The 21,615-nt window shown below is 72.0% G+C and carries 18 protein-coding genes; 5 read left to right on the top strand and 13 right to left on the bottom strand.

The window, feature by feature from the left end; all coding sequences use genetic code 11:
* Positions 1-44: 44 nt before the first annotated feature.
* Genes hpnH through hpnC form a run of 7 tightly spaced genes read right to left on the bottom strand, consistent with a single transcriptional unit; the run spans position 45 to position 7,742 of the window.
* On the bottom strand, positions 45-1,046 hold the full coding sequence (gene hpnH, locus BJ969_RS11200; RefSeq protein ID WP_184478878.1) for an adenosyl-hopene transferase HpnH: 1,002 nt from the start codon (positions 1,044-1,046) through the stop codon (positions 45-47).
* A gap of 60 nt (positions 1,047-1,106) precedes the next feature.
* Complete coding sequence (locus BJ969_RS11195; RefSeq protein ID WP_184478877.1) at positions 1,107-1,757, bottom strand: nucleoside phosphorylase-I family protein; 651 nt, start codon at positions 1,755-1,757, stop codon at positions 1,107-1,109.
* 13 nt (positions 1,758-1,770) lie between these two features.
* Positions 1,771-3,645 (bottom strand): squalene--hopene cyclase, encoded by a 1,875-nt coding sequence (shc, locus tag BJ969_RS11190; protein ID WP_343071704.1) that lies wholly within the window; start codon positions 3,643-3,645, stop codon positions 1,771-1,773.
* Positions 3,646-3,698: 53 nt separating this feature from the next.
* Positions 3,699-4,712 carry a polyprenyl synthetase family protein gene (locus tag BJ969_RS11185; RefSeq protein WP_184478875.1) on the bottom strand — a complete coding sequence of 338 codons (1,014 nt, stop codon included), beginning with the start codon at positions 4,710-4,712 and terminating at the stop codon, positions 3,699-3,701.
* Complete coding sequence (gene hpnE / locus BJ969_RS11180) at positions 4,709-6,073, bottom strand: hydroxysqualene dehydroxylase HpnE (RefSeq protein WP_343071340.1); 1,365 nt, start codon at positions 6,071-6,073, stop codon at positions 4,709-4,711. The genes BJ969_RS11185 and hpnE overlap by 4 nt, the downstream gene beginning before the upstream one ends.
* A complete protein-coding gene (locus tag BJ969_RS11175; protein ID WP_221316388.1) occupies positions 6,070-6,936 on the bottom strand; it encodes a phytoene/squalene synthase family protein in 867 nt (288 codons plus the stop codon). The genes hpnE and BJ969_RS11175 overlap by 4 nt, the downstream gene beginning before the upstream one ends.
* The gene (hpnC, locus tag BJ969_RS11170; protein ID WP_343071339.1) at positions 6,930-7,742 is read right to left on the bottom strand and encodes a squalene synthase HpnC; all 813 of its coding nucleotides are present in this window, start codon (positions 7,740-7,742) and stop codon (positions 6,930-6,932) included. Before hpnC ends, BJ969_RS11175 begins: the two co-directional genes overlap by 7 nt.
* A 530-nt stretch (positions 7,743-8,272) precedes the next feature.
* Between hpnC and BJ969_RS11165 the strand changes: the two genes are divergently transcribed.
* On the top strand, positions 8,273-9,313 hold the full coding sequence (locus tag BJ969_RS11165; protein ID WP_184478873.1) for an aldo/keto reductase: 1,041 nt from the start codon (positions 8,273-8,275) through the stop codon (positions 9,311-9,313).
* 72 nt (positions 9,314-9,385) lie between these two features.
* Here BJ969_RS11165 and BJ969_RS11160 read toward each other — a convergent pair whose 3' ends face one another.
* Both BJ969_RS11160 and BJ969_RS11155 read right to left on the bottom strand, forming a co-directional pair.
* On the bottom strand, positions 9,386-9,982 hold the full coding sequence (locus tag BJ969_RS11160) for a sigma-70 family RNA polymerase sigma factor (RefSeq protein WP_184478872.1): 597 nt from the start codon (positions 9,980-9,982) through the stop codon (positions 9,386-9,388).
* The gene (locus BJ969_RS11155) at positions 9,979-10,932 is read right to left on the bottom strand and encodes an oxygenase MpaB family protein (protein ID WP_184478871.1); all 954 of its coding nucleotides are present in this window, start codon (positions 10,930-10,932) and stop codon (positions 9,979-9,981) included. Before BJ969_RS11155 ends, BJ969_RS11160 begins: the two co-directional genes overlap by 4 nt.
* Before the next feature lie 221 nt (positions 10,933-11,153).
* Between BJ969_RS11155 and BJ969_RS30540 the strand changes: the two genes are divergently transcribed.
* The 3 genes from BJ969_RS30540 to BJ969_RS11140 all read left to right on the top strand — a co-directional run bounded on the left by BJ969_RS30540 (position 11,154) and on the right by BJ969_RS11140 (position 15,286).
* On the top strand, positions 11,154-12,371 hold the full coding sequence (locus tag BJ969_RS30540; protein WP_184478870.1) for a TetR/AcrR family transcriptional regulator: 1,218 nt from the start codon (positions 11,154-11,156) through the stop codon (positions 12,369-12,371).
* Between the two features lie 260 nt (positions 12,372-12,631).
* Positions 12,632-13,774: an acyl-CoA dehydrogenase family protein gene (locus tag BJ969_RS11145; RefSeq protein ID WP_184478869.1), complete on the top strand. Its 1,143-nt coding sequence runs from the start codon at positions 12,632-12,634 to the stop codon at positions 13,772-13,774.
* Positions 13,775-13,789: 15 nt separating this feature from the next.
* The gene (locus BJ969_RS11140) at positions 13,790-15,286 is read left to right on the top strand and encodes an aldehyde dehydrogenase family protein (protein ID WP_184478868.1); all 1,497 of its coding nucleotides are present in this window, start codon (positions 13,790-13,792) and stop codon (positions 15,284-15,286) included.
* Between the two features lie 458 nt (positions 15,287-15,744).
* Here the strand turns inward: BJ969_RS11140 and BJ969_RS11135 are convergent, their stop codons facing one another.
* The 4 genes from BJ969_RS11135 to BJ969_RS11120 form a co-directional block, all read right to left on the bottom strand.
* Entirely contained in the window at positions 15,745-16,770 is a 1,026-nt protein-coding gene (locus BJ969_RS11135; RefSeq protein ID WP_221315780.1) for an NAD-dependent formate dehydrogenase, read from the bottom strand.
* A gap of 274 nt (positions 16,771-17,044) precedes the next feature.
* Entirely contained in the window at positions 17,045-18,256 is a 1,212-nt protein-coding gene (locus tag BJ969_RS11130) for an AGE family epimerase/isomerase (protein ID WP_184478866.1), read from the bottom strand.
* 205 nt (positions 18,257-18,461) lie between these two features.
* Positions 18,462-19,235 carry an SDR family NAD(P)-dependent oxidoreductase gene (locus BJ969_RS11125; RefSeq protein WP_184478865.1) on the bottom strand — a complete coding sequence of 258 codons (774 nt, stop codon included), beginning with the start codon at positions 19,233-19,235 and terminating at the stop codon, positions 18,462-18,464.
* On the bottom strand, positions 19,228-20,058 hold the full coding sequence (locus tag BJ969_RS11120) for a crotonase/enoyl-CoA hydratase family protein (RefSeq protein ID WP_184478864.1): 831 nt from the start codon (positions 20,056-20,058) through the stop codon (positions 19,228-19,230). Before BJ969_RS11120 ends, BJ969_RS11125 begins: the two co-directional genes overlap by 8 nt.
* A gap of 270 nt (positions 20,059-20,328) precedes the next feature.
* On the opposite strand from BJ969_RS11120, the gene BJ969_RS11115 reads away from it, so the two are divergent.
* Positions 20,329-21,582: an acyl-CoA dehydrogenase family protein gene (locus tag BJ969_RS11115; protein WP_184478863.1), complete on the top strand. Its 1,254-nt coding sequence runs from the start codon at positions 20,329-20,331 to the stop codon at positions 21,580-21,582.
* Positions 21,583-21,615 lie beyond the last annotated feature (33 nt).

Below are 21,615 nucleotides of genomic sequence, written 5' to 3'. Positions count from 1 at the left end.
GTAACCGTTCTGTTGCCGAAAACCAGGGGTGCGGGTGAACGCTCTCACCCGTTCAGGGCACGAATTGACTCGCGCAATGAACCCATCGTGGCCAGTACCGCCGTCGGCTCATAACCGCAATGGGCCATGCAGTTGGCGCACCGCGGGTCCCTGCCCCGCCCGTAGGACTCCCAGTCGGTGTCCTCCAGCAGCTCCCGGTACGTCTCGGCATACCCGTCGCCCATCAGGTAGCAGGGGCGCTGCCAGCCGTAGAGCGAGTACGACGGGATCGCCCACGCGGTGCAGCCGAAGTCGACCTTGCCCTCCAGGAAGTCCAAGAACTTCGGCGAGTGGTTGAACCGCCACTTCTTGCGCCTGCCGTCGGCGAACACCTTCGCGAACAGCTCCCGCGTCTCGGTGACCCCCAAGAAGTGCTCCTGGTCCGGAGCCTTGTCGTAGGCGTACGCGGGCGAGAGCATCATCTGGTCCACGTCGAGCTCGTCGTTGAGGTAGTCGAGCACCTCGATCACGGACGCCGGGGTGTCGGTGCTGAAGAACGTGCTGTTGGTGGTGATCCGGAACCCGCGGCGCTGCGCGTCCTTCACGTTGTCCACGGCCTGCGCGAACACGCCCTCCTTGCACACCGAGGCGTCGTGGCGTTCCTGCAGGCCGTCGATGTGCACGGCCCAGGAGAAGTAGGACGACGGGCGGAACTTGTCGATCTTGCGCGGCATCAGCAGCGCGTTCGTGCACAGGTACACGAACTTCTTGCGGCGTACGAGTTCGGCGACGAGCACCTCGATCTCGGGGTGCATCAGCGGTTCTCCCCCGGCGATGGATACCACCGGCGCGCCGCACTCCTCGACGGCTGCCAGCGCGCGGTCGACCGGCATCCGCTGCTTGAGCACGCCGGCTGGATGCTGGATCTTGCCGCACCCCGCGCAGGCCAGGTTGCAGGCGAACAGCGGTTCCAGTTCCAGGGTGAGTGCGAACTTCTCCCGTCGTGCGAGCTTCTGCCGCACGAGGTAGGAGCCGACGCGAATGGCCTGCCGCATCGGAATGCCCATGGCCGTACCTCCAGCACGGATCGGTGGATTGACGTTGTGCGAGCGCCGCCCGGCGGCGTCTCACTGGGATGGATCGCGGGGGCCCGGCCGACATCGGCGGTCCGCGGAACCGCTTTCGGCGACCCAATCGGCGAGCACCGGGGCGAGCCGCCGCAAGCGCAGCAGCGCGCGCACCGCTCGGTCGGGCGTGCGGACGTGCACCAGCGGGGTCACGGCGGTGTCGACCACCACCCGGACCACCGCGCGCAGCCGCCGGTCCGCCGCGCGCGCCAGCGCGGCGGACTCCATGTCGACGGCCACCACACCCGTGGTGGCCAGAGCCGCTCTCTCCGGCCCGCTCACCACGTGGTCGGCGCTGCTGATCGGCCCGACGAGCACGGCGAACCCGGCAGCGCGCAGCCGATCTGCCAGCACTCTCGCCCCCGGCAACCGCATCGCGCCCGACTCGTCGCGCACCTCGTCGGCGACCACGACCACTCCGCACGCCGTGGCACCGACCCCGCCGGCCAGCCCGGCGACGGCCAGCGGCCGGTGCCCGTCGAGTCGCGCTGCGGCGAGGGCGCTGCGCCGCGGCCCGAACCCGGTGCGCAGCACGCGCGCGCTCGACGCGCCGCGCAGCGCGAGCGCCTCGCACCGCAGCGGCGCGCACAACCGCACTCGGGCGGTGGCGCGTTCACCGCCGCCGAGTGCCGCCGAACCGGGCCGGGCCATCGCGTTCACCTGCTCACCGCGCCACCGCGCGCTCGTAGCGGCCGAGCGCGGTGAGCGGGAAGATCAGCCGGTACAGGTGGTAGTTGATCAAGAAATCGCCGGGGAATCCGGTGCCGGTGTAGTGCGGCTCGTCCCACGTGCCGTCCGGGCGCTGCGTGGTGGCCAGGAACTCCACGCCGTTGCGCACCGCCTCCCCGGTGTGCGCGCCCACCGCCAGCAACGCCATCAGCGCCCACCCGGTCTGGGAGGCCGTGGAGGTACCGACGCCGATCCAGCGCGCGTCGGTGTAGGAGCGCATGTCTTCGCCCCAGCCGCCGTCGGAGTTCTGGTGCTGTTCGAGCCAACGCGCCGCACGCCGCAGCGCCGGGTGGCTGGCGGGCAACCCGGCTTCGACCAACGCGGGCACCGCCGCACCCGTTCCGTACAGGTGGTTCGCGCCCCAGCGGCCGAACCACGAGCCGTCCGCCTCCTGGTTCTCCAGCAGCCAGCGCACCCCCGCCCGGACCACCGGGTCGTCGCGATGCCCCAGCGCCGCCAGCGCCTCCACGACGTGCGCGGTGACGTCGGCCGACGGCGGGTCGATGACCTCGCCGAAGTCGCAGAACGGCAGCCGCGTGACGAGCGTGCCGGTGTTGTCGGCGTCGAACGCGCCCCAGCCGCCGTCGCGGGACTGCATGCCGCGGAGCCAGTGCACGCCGCGATCGAGGGCCCGGCGCACCGCGACGGGTTTGGTGTGCTCGACCCGGTTCAGCGCCAGCAGCGCGACGGCGGTGTCGTCGGTGTCCGGGTAGCCGTCGTTCTCGAACTCGAACGCCCACCCGCCCGGAGCGAGGTTCGGCCTGCGCACCGCCCAGTCCCCGGTGACCCGGACCTCCTCGGCGAGCAGGTAGTCCGCGGCGCAGCGCAGCGCCGGGTGGTCGGCGGCCAGCCCCGCGTCGCGCAACGCCTGCACGCTCAGCACCGTGTCCCACACCGGGGACTGGCAGGCCTCCATCCGCCGCACCGGCCCGTCCGGCGTCAGCTCGTGGATGAGGAATCCGTCGAGGCCCGCGAGCCCTTCGCGCAGCACCGGGTGCTCCAGCGGGTAGCCGAGCAGGTGCAGCGCCAGCAGCGAGTACACCCACGGCGGCTGGATGCCGCCCCAGGAACCGTCGGCCTCCTGGCGGGCCACGATCCACTCCGCGGCCCGGCGCATCGACAATTCCCGCAGGGCCTTCACCGGCCGCCGCTGGTAGCGGTGCAGCACGGCGTCGAGCGCGTGGAAGGCGCGGTCCCACGCCCCCGCCGGTCGCGGCGCGCTGCGCCCGGTGCGCAGTTCCGAGACGCTCACGCCCAGTTCGCGGCTGGGGCGCAGGGTGCAGACCACGGTCAGCGGGACGACGGTCTGGCGCGCCCAGCACGCCCAGTCGGCCAGGTTCAGCGGCACCGATTTGCCCAGCAGCACCACTTCCGGCGGCATCGCAGGCAGGTCGTCCCAGGACCACTCGCCGAACAGGGCCAGCCAGATCCGGGTGAACACCCGCGTGCCCTCGATTCCGCCGTGGGCGAGGATCCACGACCGCGCGGTGATCATGTGCTCGGCGTCGGAGGCGTCACCGGCGAGTTTGAGCGCCGTGTACGCCTCCACGGTCGTCGACAGCTCCCCGGGACCGCCGTGGAAGTTCGCCCACGTGCCGTCCTCCCGCTGCTGGGAGCGGATCCAGCGCGCCGCGCGCTCGGTCTCACCGGGAGTCCGGATGCCGAGGAACTGCCGCATCAGCAGGTCTTCGACGTCCATCGTGACGTTGGTCTGCAACTCCCCCTTCCACCAACCGGCGTCGTCCTGCAGCGACAGCAGGTGTTCGCGGGCCGCCAGCAGCGCCGCGTGCGCGCGGACGCCGCCGCCCACGGGCAGGTCGGGAAGGGTCTGCTGCTCGACCCCGGATCGGGTCAGTTGTTCGGTCACCATTGCCTCCGCACGATGAATTCCGCGAGTTCGGTCAGGGCGTCCACCGCGGGACCTGTTCGGCCGCCGGTGTGCAGGTGCGCGTACGCGGCGGTGAGCCTGCGTTCGCATTCGGTCTCGGCCCAGTCCCGCGAGCCGGCCTGCCGCACCAGGTCGGCGGCCAGCTCGGCCCGAGACCCGATCAGCGGCTCGGGATCCTGGTAGAGCCCGCGCAGCCGTTCACCCGCCGCGGTTCCGGAGGTGAGGGCGTGCACGACGGGCGCGGTCTTCTTGCGCGCCCGCAGGTCGGAGAGCACCGGTTTGCCCGTGGTCGCCGGATCTCCCCACAGGCCCAGCACGTCGTCGACGAGCTGGAAGGCCATGCCCAGTTCGCGGCCGAAGGCGTGCAGCCGCGAGACCGTCGCCGCGTCGCCCCCGGCGGTCAGCGCGCCGAGCGCGCAGGCGCAGCCGAGCAGCGCGGCGGTCTTGCCTTCGACCATCCGCAGGCATTCGGCGAGGCCGACGTCGTGGCGCCACTCGAACCCGAGGTCGGCGGCCTGCCCGACGATGAGGCCACCGGTCGCCGAGCTCAGAATCCGCACCGACTCGGCGGTGTGCGCGATCGGCTCGTCCACCAGCACGTTCGTGCCGAGCGCGAGCAGCGCGTCCCCGGCGAGCAGCGCGGCGGGCCTGCCGAACACGGTCCACGCGGTGGGCCGGTGCCGCCGGGAGGTGTCGTCGTCCATCAGGTCGTCGTGCAGCAGCGAGAAGTTGTGCACCAGCTCGACCGCCGCCGCCGCGCGCACCGTGCCCGGCCCGTCCTCGGCGATCGCTCGCGCGGCGAGGAACACCAGTGCGGGGCGCAGCGCTTTGCCCGTGCGCCCGTCCGGGGTGCCGTCGGCGTGCACCCAGCCGAAGTGGTACTCGCAGACGCGCCGAGTGTGGTCGTCGAGCTCGCCGACCGCGGCGCGCAGCGCCGGCTCCACCTGCTTGCGGGAGGTGGTCAGCACGGTGGGCACTGCAATGGTCATCGGGGTACCTCCACGCCCGCTCGCCGAGCCTGTCCGACGGCCGCCCGCACGACGTGCGCGGCCAGTTCTCCGCTGCGCACAGCGCCTTCGAGGGTGTCCGGCCAGCCGGTGGCGGTCCACGCACCCGCCAGCGCGAGGCCGGTCGGCCCGCAGCCCGCCGCGGGGCGCAGCGCGCCGGTGCCGGGGGCTTGGGCGAAGGTCGCCCGCGGTTCGCGGGTGACGAAGAAGTCCTCGACCCGAGCCCGCCGCGCCCTGGGCAGCACTTCCTGCAGCGCGGGCAGGAACACGGCGCGCAGCTCATCGGTCCGCCGGTCCAGGTGCTCGTGCGCGGCCGACAGCGAGATGGCGAGGTACTGGCCGTGGCGAGCCCCGGCGATCGAGGTCCGGTCGAACAGCCATTGCACCGGTGAGTCGAGGACGGCGGCCATCGGCTCGGCGAGCACCGGCCGGTCGTAGCGGACGTGCACGTTGACGATCGGCGCGGCCGACAGCCCGCCCCACCGCCGCGCGGCGGGCAGCGGCTGTTCGGCCAGCAGCGCGGTGGCGTGCGAGTGCGGCACGGCGAGCACGACGGAGTCGGCGTTGAGCACGTCCTGCCCGCCGCGACCGCGGACCGGGACCCGCCAGCCCAGTTCGTCCTGGCGCAGCACGACCGCCTTGGTGCGCAGCAGCACCCGGACTCCGGCGGCTTCCAGCGCCCGGTGCGCGACGGTGCCGTGCAGCTCGCCCAGCGGGCGGCGCGGAATGCCGATGTCGGCGGCGTCCGGGGTGTCGAGCAGGCCCGTGCGGAACACCTTCACCGCCAGCGCCAGCGACGCCCGGTCCGGTGGGGCGTTGAGCGCCGCCACCGACAGCAGTCCCCACAGCGCGTCGACCGCTCTCCCCGTTTCGCCGCGGGACCGCAGCCAGGCGCCGAAGCTGATCTCGTCGAGCGCCGGGTCCGCCGGGTCCAGCGCGCGCAGCGCGATCGCGGTGCGCGCGGCGCGGAGGCGCTCGCCGGGCCCGAGCTCGCCGTAGCCGAGCAGCGCGGGCGCGAGGTGCGCCGGCGCGGGCAGCCGCCGCCGCAGCAGCACGCTCCTCCGCCCGCCGGGGCCGAGCACCGGGATCCGCAGCCTCGGCTGGATGCGGACCCCGTCGGCCGCGCCGATCCTGCGCAGCAGCGCGCGGTAGGCCGTGTAGCAGCGCAGGATCACGTGCTGCCCGGTGTCGACGGCCAGCTCACCGCGCTGGAACGAACCCGCCGCGCCACCGAGGCGGGCGCGGCTCTCCAGCAGCGTCACGTCGAGCCCGTCGTCGGCGCAGCGCAACGCCGCGGTGACCCCGGCAAGGCCGCCGCCGACGACGAGCACGTCGCGGCTCACGGCGCCATCCCCGCCAGCGATCGTGCCGCGACGCCCGCTTTCCGCCACGGCGACAGCGAGGTGCGCGAGCGCATGGCGCGCGCGGGCGCGACGGCGATGGCGTGCAGCACTTCGAGGTAGATCCCGGACATCGACGCGCAGCAGGCGCGGCTGCGCCGGTCGAGCATCGGCAGCAGCGCGAAGCCCTCCCGGTACCACTGCTCGGCCCGGTGCACTTCGAACCGCACGAGCCGGGCGAGCCCGTCCGCGTCGCGCGCGGCCGGTCCGGGTTCGCCGGGGACGAGGTGCACGCCGAAGCGCCGCAGGTCGTCGGTGGGCAGGTAGACGCGCCCGTTGTCGTGGTCCTCGCGGACGTCGCGCAGGATGTTGGTCAACTGCAGCGCCACCCCGAGGGAGTCGGCGCGGCGTTCCGCGAGCGCCCGGTCACCGGTGCCGAACACGCCGAGCGAGAGCCTGCCGATCGATCCGGCGACGCAGCGGCAGTAGTGCAGCAGGTCGGCGAACGTCGTGTACTCGGCGCCGCGCACGTCCGCCTCGCAGCCGTCGATCAGTTCGTCGAACGCGGGCATCGGCAGCGCGAGCCGCGACTCGGCGTCGGCCAGCGCCACGAGGACCGGGTCCGCGGAGCGCGGGCTCGCGTCGTGCAGCGCGGCGCGGGCTTCGGCGAGCAGGCGCAGCTTCTCCGGAGCGGGCAGTTCCCCGTCGCCGATGTCGTCGACGCGGCGGGCGAACGCGTACACCGCGGACAGCGCTCGGCGCTTCGGTCCCGGCAGCAGCCGGATCCCGTAGGAGAAGTTGCGGGCGCGGGTGCGGGTGATGCGCTCGCATTCCCGGTAGGCCTCCTGCACCGAGGTGTTCACCAGGAGCCTCCTGACAGCAGCAGGCGCGCGCCTTCGGCGGCGGTGCGCGCGCGAGCAGGGGTGACGTCACCGCTGACCGGGTCGAACCGGGCGGCGGCCAGCGCGCGGGCGGTGGCTCGTCCGCCTGCCACGTACCCGGCGACGGCGAGCCGCGCGAACAACGGCAACCGCCCCACCAGCAGCGCGCCGGAGTCGAGCAACCGGCGGGCTCGGGTGACCTGGAAGCGCAGCAGCGCTCGCCAGTGCTCGGGCGCGCGGCCGGTTTCGAGCTCGTCGAGCCGGCACCCGTAGTGGCGCAGGTCCGCTTCCGGCAGGTAGGCGCGGCCTTGGCGGTGGTCTTCGAGGACGTCCTGGCAGTGCTCCAGGATCTGCAGGGCCGTGCAGATGCGGTCCGAGAGCGCTACCAGTTCGGGCCGCGCGCAGCCGAAGACGTGCAGGACGGACTCGCCGACGGGATTGGCCGACAGCGCGCAGTAGTCGACGAGTTCGGTGAACGTGCGGTACCGGCGCACGTGCTGGTCGCGGCGGTTGGCGTCGATCAGCCGTACCAGGACGTCCTGCGGGATTCCGCACTCGTGGACGGTGATGGCCAGCGCCCGCAGCAGCGGCAGTCGCGGGGTGCCCCGGTAGGCGTGGCGGAGGTCGGCTTCGAGGTGGTCCAGGAGGATCTCGCGGTTGCCGGGTGCTTCGTCGCCCGCGTAGTCGACCAGGCGGAAGTACCCGTAGAGCGCCATCAGGTGCGTGCGCGGCCCGCTGGGCAGCACGCGCGCCGCGACGGGGAAGTTCTCGCTTCCCGCTCGAGCGAGCACGGCCGCGGTGTCGGGGAGCTGTGCGGTGAAGTCCGCACCCCGCGCGGTCGTGCGCTCGCGGGCAGGGCGCCCGCGAGCCCGAGAAATGTCCACTGTGGCCCTCTCCCGCCTACGACCAGGGATGGTCCGGCCAGCGTAGGACCGCTGCTGAGCCGGACGCAGGCCGAAGCAACCCCTTCGAGTGGTGAGGGGAATTCACGTCCGACGACGGAGTCCACTGTGGACTGAATATGGAATGCAGGAGTCTCGCAACCGGGTTTCGCGCCGCCGGGCGCATCCCGCCGCGGCCGATGCCCGCGGGCCGCGCCGGTGGTGTCGTGACCGGGAGTCACTTCGGACGTGGCGCAGACGGTGGATTCACCGCCACCGGGGCATCCGGGACGGCGTCCCCTCACCACGAGCGACCGGTCCCGCACCAAGACGGATGAACCCGGTGGCCGGGAGACTTCGTGCGGGAACAAACGAGAGCGCGTTGATCGTTGTCCCCCGGGGGCCGTGACCGGCCCGCAGCGCCGACAGGAGGAGCAACAGTGGAGTACCGCCAGCTGGGACGATCCGGACTGCGAATCTCGACGCTGACCCTGGGGACGATGACCTTCGGCGGCGAGGGGAGGTTCGGCGACCTGGGCAACACCGACGTCGACGGCGCCAAGCGGCAGATCGACATGTGCCTGGACGCCGGGGTGAACCTGATCGACACGGCGAACATGTACTCGACCGGGCTCGCGGAGGAGATCGTCGGCCAGGCGATCGCGGGCAAGCGCGACGACGTGCTGCTGTCCACGAAGGTGCGGTTCCCGATGGGCGACGGGCCCAACGACGCCGGGCTCTCGCGCCACCACATCATCAACCAGGCCGAGGCGAGCCTGCGCCGGCTCGACACCGACCACATCGACCTCTACCACGTCCACGAGTGGGACGGCCAGACTCCGCTGGAGGAGACGCTCGAAGCGCTGGACACGCTGGTGCGGTCCGGCAAGGTGCGCTACCTCGGGGTGTCGAACTACGCGGGCTGGCAGCTGGTCAAGGCGCTCGGCGTCGCCGATCGGCACGGCTACCAGCGGTTCGTGGCAAACCAGATCTACTACTCGCTGGAGAGCCGCGACGCCGAGTACGAGCTGATCCCCGCTTCGATCGACCAGGGCTTGGGCGTGCTGGTGTGGAGCCCGCTCGCGGGCGGGCTGCTGTCCGGCAAGTACCGCCGCGGCCAGCAGGCCACCGAGGGCAGGCACACCGCCGAGGAGTGGAACGAGCCGCCGGTCCGCGACGTGGACAAGCTCTACGACACCATCGAGGCCGTGGTGGACATCGCGGCGTCGCACGGCGTCTCGGCCGCCCAGATCTCGCTGGCGTACCTGCTGCGCAAGCCGGGGGTGACCTCGCTGGTGGTGGGCGCGCGCAAGGACGAGCAGCTGCGGGACAACCTCGCCGCGGCCGAGGTGCAGCTCAGCGACGAGGAGTTCGAGCAGCTGGAGAAGATCAGCGCGCCGTGGCTGATCTACCCGCACTGGCACCAGTCGGCGGCGGCGACCGACCGGCTCAGCCAGGCCGATCGGGCGCTGCACGGCTGACTGCCGCCCCGTCGGCCGACCCGCGCTGCGGGCACGGCCGACGGGGTCCGGTCCCGGGCGCGTTCGGGGTGGTCAGGCGGGCGTGTGCTCCCAGGAATCCGCCTTGAGCAGGGCGCCGAGCCTGCGGACCGCGCGGTACTGCAGCGCCCGCACCGCCGGACCGTCGCGTCCCATCCGCGCCGCCGTCTGCTCGACGCTCAGCCCGAGCGCGAAGCGCAGCACCAGGCAGCGGTGCTGATCGTCGCTGAGGTCGCCGGCCCGCGACCACAACCGGTCGGCCATCAGCCGGTCCAGCACCCGGTCCTCCAGCGTGTCGGTGCCGCACCGGTTCGGGTCGAAGTCACCGGTCACGACCTCGCGCCGATGCCGCGCCGATTTCACGTGGTCCAGCAGCAGGTGCCGGGCGATGGTGACGAACCAGGCGCCGGGGTCGTTGCTGCCGCGGCGCACGGTGGCGATGCTGTGCAGCGCGCGGGCGAAGGTCTCGTGCACCAGGTCCTCGACGGTGGAGAAGTCGGTGATCCGGGCGCACAGGAAGTTCCCGACCAGGTGCCGGTACCGCTCGTAGAGCCTGCCGAACGCCACGGTGTCGCCGCGCTGGGCGTCCTCGACCAGCTCCCACGCCGCGTCGCCGGAGAGCGCCTCCGGTTCGCGCATCGTGGCGGTCATGTCGCCCTCCCGGCGAGCTGGTCGGCCACCGGCGGCGCCGGTGCCCGGTTCGGTGCCGCCGACCGGATCTCCGCGGCCGGAATTCCGGTCGGCGCCGGTGACAACCGCGCCCCGGTGCGCCACCGGTCGCGGAGGATGGCGGCCACCGCGAGCGGTGTGTACTGCAGCGGCCACGGCAGCACCCGGATCGCGCCGCCGACGATCCGCCCGAAGCGGCGGAGCCTGCGTTCCTCGACCGCGCTCCAGCGGATTCCCAGCCGGTCCCGCAGTTCCGGCGGCAGCCCGCCGACGGTGGTCAGCCGCATGAGCTTCCCTGCCGGACGCGCGAAAAGCCCCCACAGCGGCAGCGGAATCCACCGCGACGGCGGGGCCGGTCCGGCCAGTTCGGCCAGCACGTCCCCGGTCGATTCCGTCGCTTCCAGGCGGTCGCGGACGATCCGGTCGAACCAGCCCTGCGCGGCGGCCCAATCGGCGGGCATGTGGTGGTCCTTGATGTGCAGCACGCGCCCGATCTCGCGGAACTCCTGCCACATCCGCTCGGTCTCATCGGCGGTCATGGGGTCGCCGAAGACGCGCGCCGTGTCGACCATGAACCGGGCGAGCGTGAAGTGCACCCACGCGTAGGCCTCGGGGTTGAGGGCGTGGTAGCGGCGCCCTTGACCGTCGACGCCCTTGATGTCCTTGTGCAGCTCCCGCAACCGGTCGCCCGCGTGCGCCGGGCCGGGCCGCATGCCGTAGATGAACCGCATGGTCGAGAGGTGGGTGCGCACCGCGCGGCGCCAGGGCCTGGCCTTGAACTCGGAGTGCTGCAGAACGCCCGCGCCCACCACGGGATGCGCCACTTGCAGCAGAAGTCCCGTGCCCGCCAGGAACAAGCCGGAGAGATGGCCGAACCTGCGCCACGTCACCGAGTCCGCTCCGAGTGGTCGTCGGTTGTAGACGTCGTTCATTGCGCGCCTCCACGATCGACGGTGATCCGGGGAAGGGTCGGCGCACCGGGCATCCGAGCAATCCGACGTCAGGTTCATCCGCCCGATGCGATGCGAATTACGATTAACATAAGCACCCCTGGCGAAGACCGTCAAGAACGTTAGCGCCCGCACTGGCAGGCAAAGCGCACGCGTGTAAAGTCGCCCCCGCGACCGCGCCGCGAGCAACGGAGGTATCACTCATGGCATCTCCGGGCACCCGCAGCGGCAGGTCCGGGAACAGCAGGACGGGAGCCGGTTCGTCACGACTGCGCACCGACGACCGCCGGGCGCAGATCTCGGCCATCGCCGCCGAGCTGTTCAGCGAACGCGGCTACCACGGCGTCGGACTCGGCGAGATCGCCTCGGCCGCCGGGATCACCGGGCCCGCGATCTACCGGCACTTCCCCAACAAGCAGGGGATTCTGGCGCACGCGGCCCGCGAATTCGCCGCCGCGCTCAGCTCCTGCGCGCAGGAGGCCGACGCCGAACCCGGCAGCGACGAGGCCAAGCTCGACTCCGCCGTGCGCGCGGTCGCCGCGCTCGTCGTGCGCCGCCGCGGCAGCATCCGGCTCTACCAGTGGGAAGCCCGGCACCTCGACGACGAGGACCGCGCTCAGCTGACGAGTTCGCTGCGCACGCTGATCGCGGTGGTCGCCCACCGGCTCGGGGCGGTGCGCCCGGAACTGCCGGAGGCGACGGCGGGACTGCTGGCCTCCGCCGCGCTCAGCGGCATCGCCAGCTGGTCCACGCACCGGGTCGCGCTCAGCGACCGGGCGGCGGAGGAGACGTTGCGCTCCGCGGCGTCGGTCGTGCTGGCGGCGGATCCGCCGCCGGCACCGGACACCACGGCCGCCCCGGGCAGCCCGCCCGTGTCCGCACTGGCGGCTCGCCGGGAGAAGCTGCTCGCCGCCTCCGTGCCCCTGTTCCGCAAGCAGGGCTTCCACGCGGTCAGCATGGAGGAGATCGGGACCGCGGCCGGGATCAACGCCTCCAGCGTCTACCGGCACTTCAGCGGCAAGGCCGACCTGCTCGCCGCCGTGTACTACCGGGCCGCCGACCGGCTGGCGGTGGCCACCGGCCGGGCCGTGGACGACGCGGGCGATGCGGCGACCGCACTGCGCGGACTGGTCGGCGCCTACGTCGATTTCGCCTTCGGCAACCGGGATCTGCTCGCGATCTACCTTTCGGAGTACCGGAACCTGCCCACCGACGACCGGCACGCGCTGCGACGAGCGCAGCGCGACCACATCCGGCAGTGGGTGACGCTGACCGGCCAGGTGCGCCCGGACGCGCGCCACCCGCAGGTGACCGTGCAGGCCGCGCTGAACGTGATCAACGACCTGGCGATGCCGAGCACTCCGCTGGCCGCTCCCGGGCAAGCCACCCACCTGGCCTTGGACGTCCTGCACTTCGCCTGATCTTCCGCCCCGCCCTGCTCGGCACCTCTGACGCCGAATCGTTGTGAAGCGATAATCGCCTGATTCGGCTCCGGCGAACGCACTGAAACCCGGTTGAATCGGCACTTTTAGGCTGGTCAAGGGTTCACTGCTTGCCACTAAGTTAATCGCGATTTACAGTTCTCGCAGGCGGCGGCCGTCCAGCGGACGGTCGCCGCCGACCACTCCCCGAGGGACTACGTCCGGCCCCGCGCAGGCCATCCCGGAAGGAAACGACATCCATGCCTCGAGTCCTCAGCGACGAGCGACGCGACTTCGTCCAGGCGATCGCCGAGTTCTGCCGCCGCGAGTGCGGAACCAAGCAGCAGCGCGACGAGCTCACCGGCGGCGGTGAGCACCCGCACAACCAGGAGCTCTACGGCAAGATGGCCGAGCTGGGCTGGCTCGGCGCGTACATCCCGGAGGAGTACGGCGGCGCGGGCCTCGGCATGACCGAGCTGTGCCTGTTCCTGGAGGAGACCGCCTACGGCCGCGCGCCGATCGGCGGCTTCGCGACCACCATCATCTCCGCCGCGGCCTACGCGAAGTTCGGCTCACCGGAGCAGAAGCGCACCGTGCTCGAAGGAGTCGTCGCCGGCCGCCTCGAAGCGGTGTCCATGTCCGAGCCGGGAGCGGGCTCCGACGTCGGCGCGCTCACCTGCAAGGCCGAGCGGCGCGACGGCGGCTGGGTGATCAACGGGCAGAAGACGTGGTGCTCCAACGCGCACATCTCCGACCACATTTTGCTCACCGCGCGCACCACGCCCGGCGGCACCAAGCACGAAGGGCTCACCCAGTTCATGGTGCCGACCGGCACCCCCGGCCTGGAGATCCGCGGCATCGACACGATGGGCGGGCGCGAGGTCAACGACCTGTACTTCACCGACTGCTTCCTGCCCGAGGACGCCGTCGTCGGCACCGTCGACCAGGGCTGGAAGCAGCTCATGGCGGGGCTCAACCTGGAGCGGATGATCCTCGCCGCACTGATGCTGGGCACCGCGCGCCGCGCCTTCGACGACACCGTCGGCTACGTGAAGGAACGCGAGCAGTTCGGCAGGCCCATCGGCAGCTTCCAGGCGCTGCGGCACAGGATCGCCGACATGGCAACGGAACTGGAGTGCGCCCGGCTGCTGCTCGACGACGTGGCCCGGCAGATCGACGCCGACCCGGAACGCACCTTCCCGCGCGAGGCGTCGATGGCGAAGCTCAAGTGCACGGAGCTCGCCAAGCACGTGTCGCTGGAAGGCATGCAGATGCTCGGCGGATACGGCTACGCCACCGAGTACGGCATGGAAGCGCTGCTGCGGGAAACGGTGGTGTCCACCGTGTACGGCGGCACCAGCGAGATCCAGCGCGACATCATCGGCAAGACCTACGGGCTGTGAAGGAAGGGCTCGACCATGACCGAGACGACGACGTCCACGGCCACGACCTCGGAGCGGCTGCGCTCCACCAACCCCGCCGACGGCACCCTCGTCGCCGAGTTCGACGTGGACGGCCCGCAGCAGGTGGCCGCGGCCGTCGGCCGGGCACGTGAGGCCGCCACCTGGTGGAGCGGGCTGAGCTTCCGGGACCGCGAGCGGCACCTGCTGCGGTGGGCGGCGCACCTGACCCGGCACGCCGAAGAGCTCTCGGAGCTCACCCGCTCCGAGAACGGCAAGCCGAACGACGACGCCTACCTGGAGCTGACGCTCACCTTGGAGCACATCCGGTGGGCCGCGAAGAACGCTCGCTCCGTGCTCCGGTCCCGCTCGGTGTCGCCGGGACTGCTGATGGCCAACCAGTCGGCGCGGATCGAGCAACGCCCGCTGGGCGTGGTCGGCGTGATCGGGCCGTGGAACTACCCGCTGTTCACGCCCAACGGCTCCATCGCCTACGCGCTGGCCGCGGGCAACACCGTGGTGTTCAAGCCCAGCGAGCACACCCCCGCCGTGGGGAAGTTCTACGCCGACGCGTTCGCCGCGGCGAACCCCGAGGCACCGCCGGGAGTGCTCGGCGTGATCCAGGGCGACGGCGCGACCGGCGCCGCGCTGTGCCGGTCCGGGGTGGACAAGCTCGCGTTCACCGGCTCCACCGCCACCGGCAAGAAGATCATGGCCTCGTGCGCCGAGTCGCTGACTCCGGTGCTGGTGGAGTGCGGCGGCAAGGACGCGCTGATCGTCGCCGCGGACGCCGACGTGCGCGCCGCCGCCGACGCCGCGGTGTGGGGCGCGATGTCCAACAGCGGGCAGACCTGCGTCGGGGTGGAGCGGATCTACGTGGTCCGCTCCGTGCGGGAGCAGTTCCTGGCGGAGGTGGAGCGCAGGCTCCGCCGGGTGCGCGCGGGCACCGACTACGGGCCGATGACCGTGCCGTCCCAGGTCGACATCGTGCGCGGGCACGTCGAGGACGCGCTGGCGCACGGCGCCACGGCCGTCGTCGGCGGCGCCGAGTCGGTGCGCGCGCCGTACGTGGACCCGGTGCTGCTCGTCGACGTGGACGAGGATTCCGCGGCAGTGCGCGAAGAAACGTTCGGGCCGACGATGACGGTGCGCACCGTGGAGTCCGCGGACGAGGCGGTGCGGCTGACCAACGCCACCGAGTACGGCTTGGCGGCCACGGTGTTCTCCCGCAAGCACGGCACGGACATCGCGCGGCGCATCCGGGCCGGGGCGACCTCGATCAACTCGGTGCTCGGGTTCGCGGGCGTGTCGGCGCTGCCGTTCGGCGGCGTCGGCGACTCCGGCTTCGGCCGCATCCACGGCGCGGAGGGGATGTTGGAGTTCAGCCGCTCGCATTCGCTGACCCGGCAGCGCTTCGCGCTGCCCGGGATGGCGCTGATGAGCTTCGACCGCACCGCCTCGACGATGCGCACGATCAAGCGCGTCGTCACCTACCGCCACGGCCGCGCCAAGTAGCCCGGCGCCACCTCCCGAAGTGAACGGACCGTTCGTCCAAGGGGATTGGGCGAACGGTCCGCTCACTCGACGAAGCCTCCTCACCAGGAGCACGACCGCGCCGATCTGGACGGGGTGAACGGACCCTTCGTCCAACCGGATTGGACAAGCGGTCCGTTCACCCCAACCGAATCGCTCCTCAAGGCCGGGCGTGTCGGCTTCGGCCACGCAGTGAACGGACCGTTCGTCCAACGGGATTGGACAAGCGGTCCGTTCACTCCATCCGAACCCGCTCACCGCACGGTCGGATTCGGGCGAAGCAACGTGAGTGAACGGACCCTTCGTCCAACGGGATTGGGTAAACGGTCCGTTCACTCGACGAAGCCGCCTCGCCAGGAGTGCGACCGCGCGGGGCGGGACGGGGTGAACGGATCGTTCGTCCAACAGGATTGGGCGAACGGTCCGTTCACTTGGTGGGGTCAGGTCGGTCGGGCCACCACGTAGTCCTCTTGGAGGGGGTCGCCGTCGAGGTAGCGGCGGACGGAGTCCTGGATTCCCGCGGCGTAGCGCTGCTGGGCTTCCAGGGTGGTGCCGGAGACGTGCGGTGTGAGCGCGTGGCCGGGCATGGTCCGCCAGGGGTGGTCCGGCGGCGCGGGCTGCGGGTACCAGACGTCGCCGGCGTAGCCGCCGAGGTGGCCGCTTTCGAGCACTTCCACCAGCGCATCGGTGTCCACGATCTGACCGCGGGCGATGTTCACCAGCCACGAGCCGGGCCGCATGGCCCGCAACCGCCGCTCGTCGAACAGTCCCTTCGTCTCCGCAGTCAGCGGGCAGGACAGCACGATCGCGTCGGACTGCGCGACCAGATCGTCGAGGTGCTTGAACCGGGCGCCGAACACGGCCTCGTCGGTGCTGCCGCGTCGATGCCTGGTGTTGTAGAGGACCTTCACGTCGAATCCCCGGAGCCGCAGCGCGATGCGCTGCCCGATCTGGCCCATGCCGACGATGCCGATCGTCTTGTCCTCGATGTCGTGGGAGCGCGCCGCGATGTCGGCGATGTCCCACCTGCCGTCCACCACCTGCTGGTACGCCGGGAGGTAGTTGCGCACCAGGGCGAGCAGCTGCATCACGGCGTGCTCGGCCACGCTGACCACGTTGCTGCCGGTGACCTCGGCGACGGTGATGCCGAGTTCGGCCGCCGCCTCGGCGTCGACGTGGTCGGAGCCGACCCCGGCGGTCAGGACCAGTTCGAGGCGTTCCGCGCGGCGCAGGTCGTCCGCGGTCAGGTACGTCGGCCAGAACGGGGTCGTGATGAACACGTGCGCGTCGGCGAGGTGGTCGCGCAGCGCGCGGTCGCGGTCGCTGAGGACGACGAGTTCGTGCCCCTCGGACTCCAGCAGCTTCGCCAGGCCCAGCGCTCCCTCGGTGCTGCCGAGCAGCTCCAGGCCGGAGTGGTCGACGTGCTGTTCAGCAGGTCCGGGGTAGAGCACGGCAACGAATTTCACGGCCGCCTCCTTCGGAGTCGATGCCATCGCCTCCCCCGGCTACCCGCACCTCGCCGATCGACACCGGCCCGCTCCGCAGCGGGTCTTCGTCGTGCGCGCCAGGATTGATTTCACTCGACACTGAAGTAATTTGGAGAACCGACCACTCGGAGCGCGCAGCACCTCACCGGTCGGAGCGGAACCTCAGCGGGCCCTCCGCGGGGACGGGTGGCTCACTCGCGTCGATCTCGTCGCGAGGAAGCCGCTGAGGTTCCGCGGCTCACCGGTCAGGGGCTCAGCCGGTGACGGCTCCGATGAACGACGCCGCGGGCGGGAGCTGCGGGAGCAGGGTGGCCTGGTAGGCGTGGTACAGGTCGGGCTTGCCCTCCCAGACCGTCGCGGCGGGACGGTTGCGCTCGTCCAGCTCGTGGCGCCAGGAGCCGAGTTCGCGGTCCACGAAGTGGCTCTCGGCGTGCTCGGCCCAGGTGGCGAACCAGCGGGCGTACTGCTCATCACCGGTCGCCTGGTGTAACGCCCACGCGGTGGCCAGGGATTCGGCGATGACCCAGTGCAGGCGGTTGCGCACGACGGGGGCGCCGTCGAAGTCAGTCGTGTAGACGAAGCCTTCCGCGCCGTCCACGTTCCAGCCGTCGCGCACCGCGGTGGCGAACAGCTCCCGCGCGTCGTCGAGCAGCCAGCCGGGAGCCTCGTCGCCCAGCGCGTGCCGGACGTGCAGCGCCAGCCGGGACCACTCCAGCAGGTGCCCGATGGTCACCCCGTACGGGCGGAACTGGTCGGCGGGCTTGTCCAGGTTGTAGTCGAGCAGCACGTTCCAGCCCGGGTCGAAGTGCTCGGGCAGCCGCCAGTCGTGCTCGCGGGCGAAGCCGTGCACCACGTTCGCCACGATGCGGGCGGCGCGGTCGGACCAGCGGCGGTCGCCGGTCACGTCTGCGGCGGCCAGCAGGGCCTCCACGGTGTGCATGTTGGCGTTGACGCCCCGGTAGGGCTCCAGCTCGCTCCAGGTGCGGTCCCAGGAGTCGGCGACGAGGCCGAATTCCTCCTGCCAGAAGCGGGAATCGAACACCTCCAGCGCTTCGTCGAGCAGGGCGCGTCCGCCGTCGGCGCCGATCGCGGCGGCGCTGGCGGCGGCGAGCAGGACGAAGGCGTGCTCGTAGGCGCCCTTGTGGTCCGCGACCGGCCCGGCCGCGGTGGCCGAGGCGAACCAGCCGCCGTTGTCGTCGTCGTGCAGCAGGCCGCGCAGCGCGGTGACGCCGTGTTCGACCCCCGGGCGCAGCTCGTCCCGCCCCTGCGCGACGGCGAGCGCGAGGACGTGCGTGGTCCGGCAGGTGATCCACGTTTCCACCGGCCGCTCCGGCACCGGCGCACCGGCGGAGTCCAGCCAGGCGAAACCACCGTCCGGGTGCGCCGCGTCCCCGGCGAACGCGAGTACCCGGTCCGGCTCGGCACGCACCCACTGCGGCACGAACGCCTGCGATTGCTCAGTCACGACGTCTACCTTCCGACGATTCGGGCGCGCTGCCCGCCCTCCGTCCGGCCAGGGCGGCCGGCGGTCCGGTCGACCAGCTTTGCACAGGGAATCGCCGCGGCACCACGTGCCTCGCACGCCCGGAGCAGGCGCGATCGAGTCCACAGTGGACGCCACTGTCCGCGCGGAGGCGACGACCGCGGGTGAGGGTCGCGCCCGGCGGAGGTCAGAACGCCGAGTAGCCGCCGTCCAGGGTGATCGTGTCGGCGGTGTGGAAGGCGCTGGCCGAGCTGGCGAGGTAGACCGCGACGGCGCCGAAGTCGTCGGGTTCGCCCCACCGGCCGACGGGCATCCGGGGCAGCACGCGCCGCTGGAACGGCTCCGAGTTCAGCGCGGGGTCGGCCATCGGCGTGCTCACCCAGCCGGGCAGCACCGCGTTCGCGCGGATCCGGTGCCGGGACAGTTCGATCGCGATGGATTTGATCATCGCGATCAGGGCGCCCTTGCTGGCCGAGTACGCCTGCCCGCGCGGCTGGCCCTGCACCGCGGCCAGGCTGGCCGTGCCGATGAGGCTGCCGCCCTCGCCCTGCTGGACCATCCGCGCGGCGGCGGCGCGCAGCGTGAGGAACGCGCCGTCCAGGTTGACCCTGGTGACGCGGTGGAACTCGGTCAGATCGGTCTCGATGAAGCGGGTTCCCGCACCGCCCACGCCCGCGTTGGCGAAGCACGAGTCCAGCCGCCCGAAGTGGCCGATGAGCCTGCTCATCGACTGCTCGACCTGGTCCTCGTCGGCGACGTCGCAGCGCAGCGCCAGCACCTCGGTGCCGTGGCGGCCCAGGTGCTCGGCGGCCTCGGCGTTGCGCTGCTCGTTGGTCCCCCACAGGCACACGCCCGCGCCGGCCGCGGCGAGGGCGTCGCCCATCGCCAGACCGATCCCGGAGTTGCCGCCGGTGACGAGGGCGACGTGACCGCTGAGGTCGAACGGGGCGGGCTCAGGCATCGACGGCTCCGTCCGGGTCGCTGAACTCGGGGACGCGGTCGCCGAAGGCGGCTTGCACGGCTTCGACCTGGTTGGGAGTGCCGAGCAGCGCGGCCAGCGCCCGCTGCTCGGCGGCGAAGCCCTCCGCCAGATCGACCTGGCCCGCCGCGTCGAGCAGGTGCTTCGCGTGCCGCACCGCGTGCGGGTTCTTGCCCGCGATCTCCGCCGCCAGCTCGCGGGCGGCCGCGGCCGGGTCGTCGGCGAGCTTGGTGGCCAGGCCGAGCGACACGGCCTCCGCTCCCCCGACCACGCGCCCGGTGAAGGTCAGCTCTTTGGCCACGTCGCGCCCGACGAGCTCGGGCAGCACCTGGGTGCCGGTCATGTCCGGCACCAGGCCCCACTTGATCTCCAGCACGGACAGCCGCGAGTCGGGCGCGACCACTCTGATGTCAGCGCCCAGCGCGAGTTGCAGCCCACCGCCGTAGGCCACGCCGTGCACGGCGGCGATCACCGGTACCGGCAGGTGGCGCCAGACGTGCACGGCCTGCTGGCCGAGCGCTTTCGCCGGTCCGATCGGCGGGTGCGGGGCGTGGCCGCTCAGACCGTCGCCGCCCGCCATGGCGCGGAACGATTCGAAGTCCAGGCCCGCGCAGAACGACCGGCCTTCGCCGCTCAGCACCACGGCTCGCACTCGCGGTTCCTCGCGGAGCCGCAGCCCGGTCTCGGCCAGGGCGCTGAACATCTCCGGGTCGAGGGCGTTGAGCTTGTCCGGCCGATTCAGCCGCACCTGCGCCACCCCGTCGGCGATGGCGCAGGATACGCGCTGCTGCGCGGGATCGGTCAAGGCTCCTCCTCGCGTGCGGGGCCACCCAGCACGGCCACCACCTGCGGCTGCGCACGGCTCCGCGCCACCGTAAGCCCACTCCACACGGGCAGTCAAGACTGACTGCTAGAGCTTTTCAGTCCACATCGGACGGTCGCGGTGGCGTCCTTGTCGGCGGCGTGCGGTAGTCGTATCGTCAGTGCCCGTTCGCTCCAGGGACGGTCCCCGCCGCCGTCCTCCGCCACCGCGGCCACGGTCGGCCGCCTGCTTGACCGAGCACCGAGGAGAGCGATGGACTTCACCCTGCCCTACGAGCTGGTGCGAGTGCTCGGCGAGCTCGACGCCTTCGTCGACGCCGAGATCCGGCCGCTGCAAGACCAGGACGACAACACGCGCTTCTTCGACCACCGCAGGGAATTCGCCCGCACCGACGTCGAAGCGGGCGGCACTCCGCACCCCGAGTGGGAGGCGCTGCTGGCGGAGATGTTCCGCCGCGCGGACGCCGCCGGCTGGTTGCGCTACGGACTGCCGGAGTCCGTCGGCGGCAGCGGCGGCGGCAACCTCGCCATGGCCGTGATCCGCGAACACCTGGCCGCGAAGGGGCTCGGGCTGCACAACGACCTGCAGAACGAGTCCTCAGTGGTCGGCAACTTCCCGTTCGTGCACATGTTCCTGGAGTTCGGCACCGAAGCGCAGCGCCAGGAGTTCGTCGAAGGCATGATCACGCACCGCAAGCGGGTCGCGTTCGGGCTCACCGAACCCGGCCACGGCAGCGACGCGACCTGGCTGGAGACCACGGCCGTGCGCGACGGCGACGACTGGATCATCAACGGCGGCAAGCGGTTCAACTCCGGGCTGCACTCCGCGACCCACGACGTGATCTTCGCCCGCACCTCCGGCGACGGCGGCGACGCGCGGGGCATCACCGCGTTCATCGTGCCCACGGATGCGCCGGGATTCTCCGTGGACTTCCACTGGTGGACGTTCAACATGCCCACCGATCACGCCGAGGTGACCTTGCGGGACGTGCGAGTCCCCGGGACCGCGGTGTTCGGCGAGGTCGGCGGCGGGCTCGCGCTGGCCCAGCACTTCGTGCACGAGAACCGGATCCGCCAGGCCGCCTCCGGGGTGGGGGCCGCGCAGTTCTGCCTCGACCGCAGCGTCGCCTACGCCCGCGACCGCGTCACCTTCGGGCAGCCCCTCGCGCAGCGCCAAGCCGTGCAGTGGCCGCTGGTGGAGCTGCACACCGAAGCGGAACTGGTGCGCAACCTGGTGCGGCGCACCGCGTGGGAGCTCGACCGCGTGCCGCACCACGAGATCAGCGACCGCGTCTCGATGTGCAACTACCGCGCGAACCGGCTGGTGTGCGACGCCGCCGACCGGGCGATGCAGGTGCACGGCGGGCTCGGCTACACGCGGCACGAACCGTTCGAGCACATCTACCGCCACCACCGGCGCTACCGGATCACCGAGGGGGCCGAGGAGATCCAGCTGCGCAAGATCGCCGGGTACCTGTTCGGCTACGCCGGCCCGCGGAAGAGGTGAGGCGTTGCTGCTGGTCATCGAGGGTCCGAGGTG

Source organism: Saccharopolyspora gloriosae (genome assembly GCF_014203325.1).
Lineage (GTDB): Bacteria > Actinomycetota > Actinomycetes > Mycobacteriales > Pseudonocardiaceae > Saccharopolyspora_C > Saccharopolyspora_C gloriosae.
Note: the sequence above shows the minus strand (reverse complement) of the source record. Positions and strands in the feature narration are given on the sequence as shown.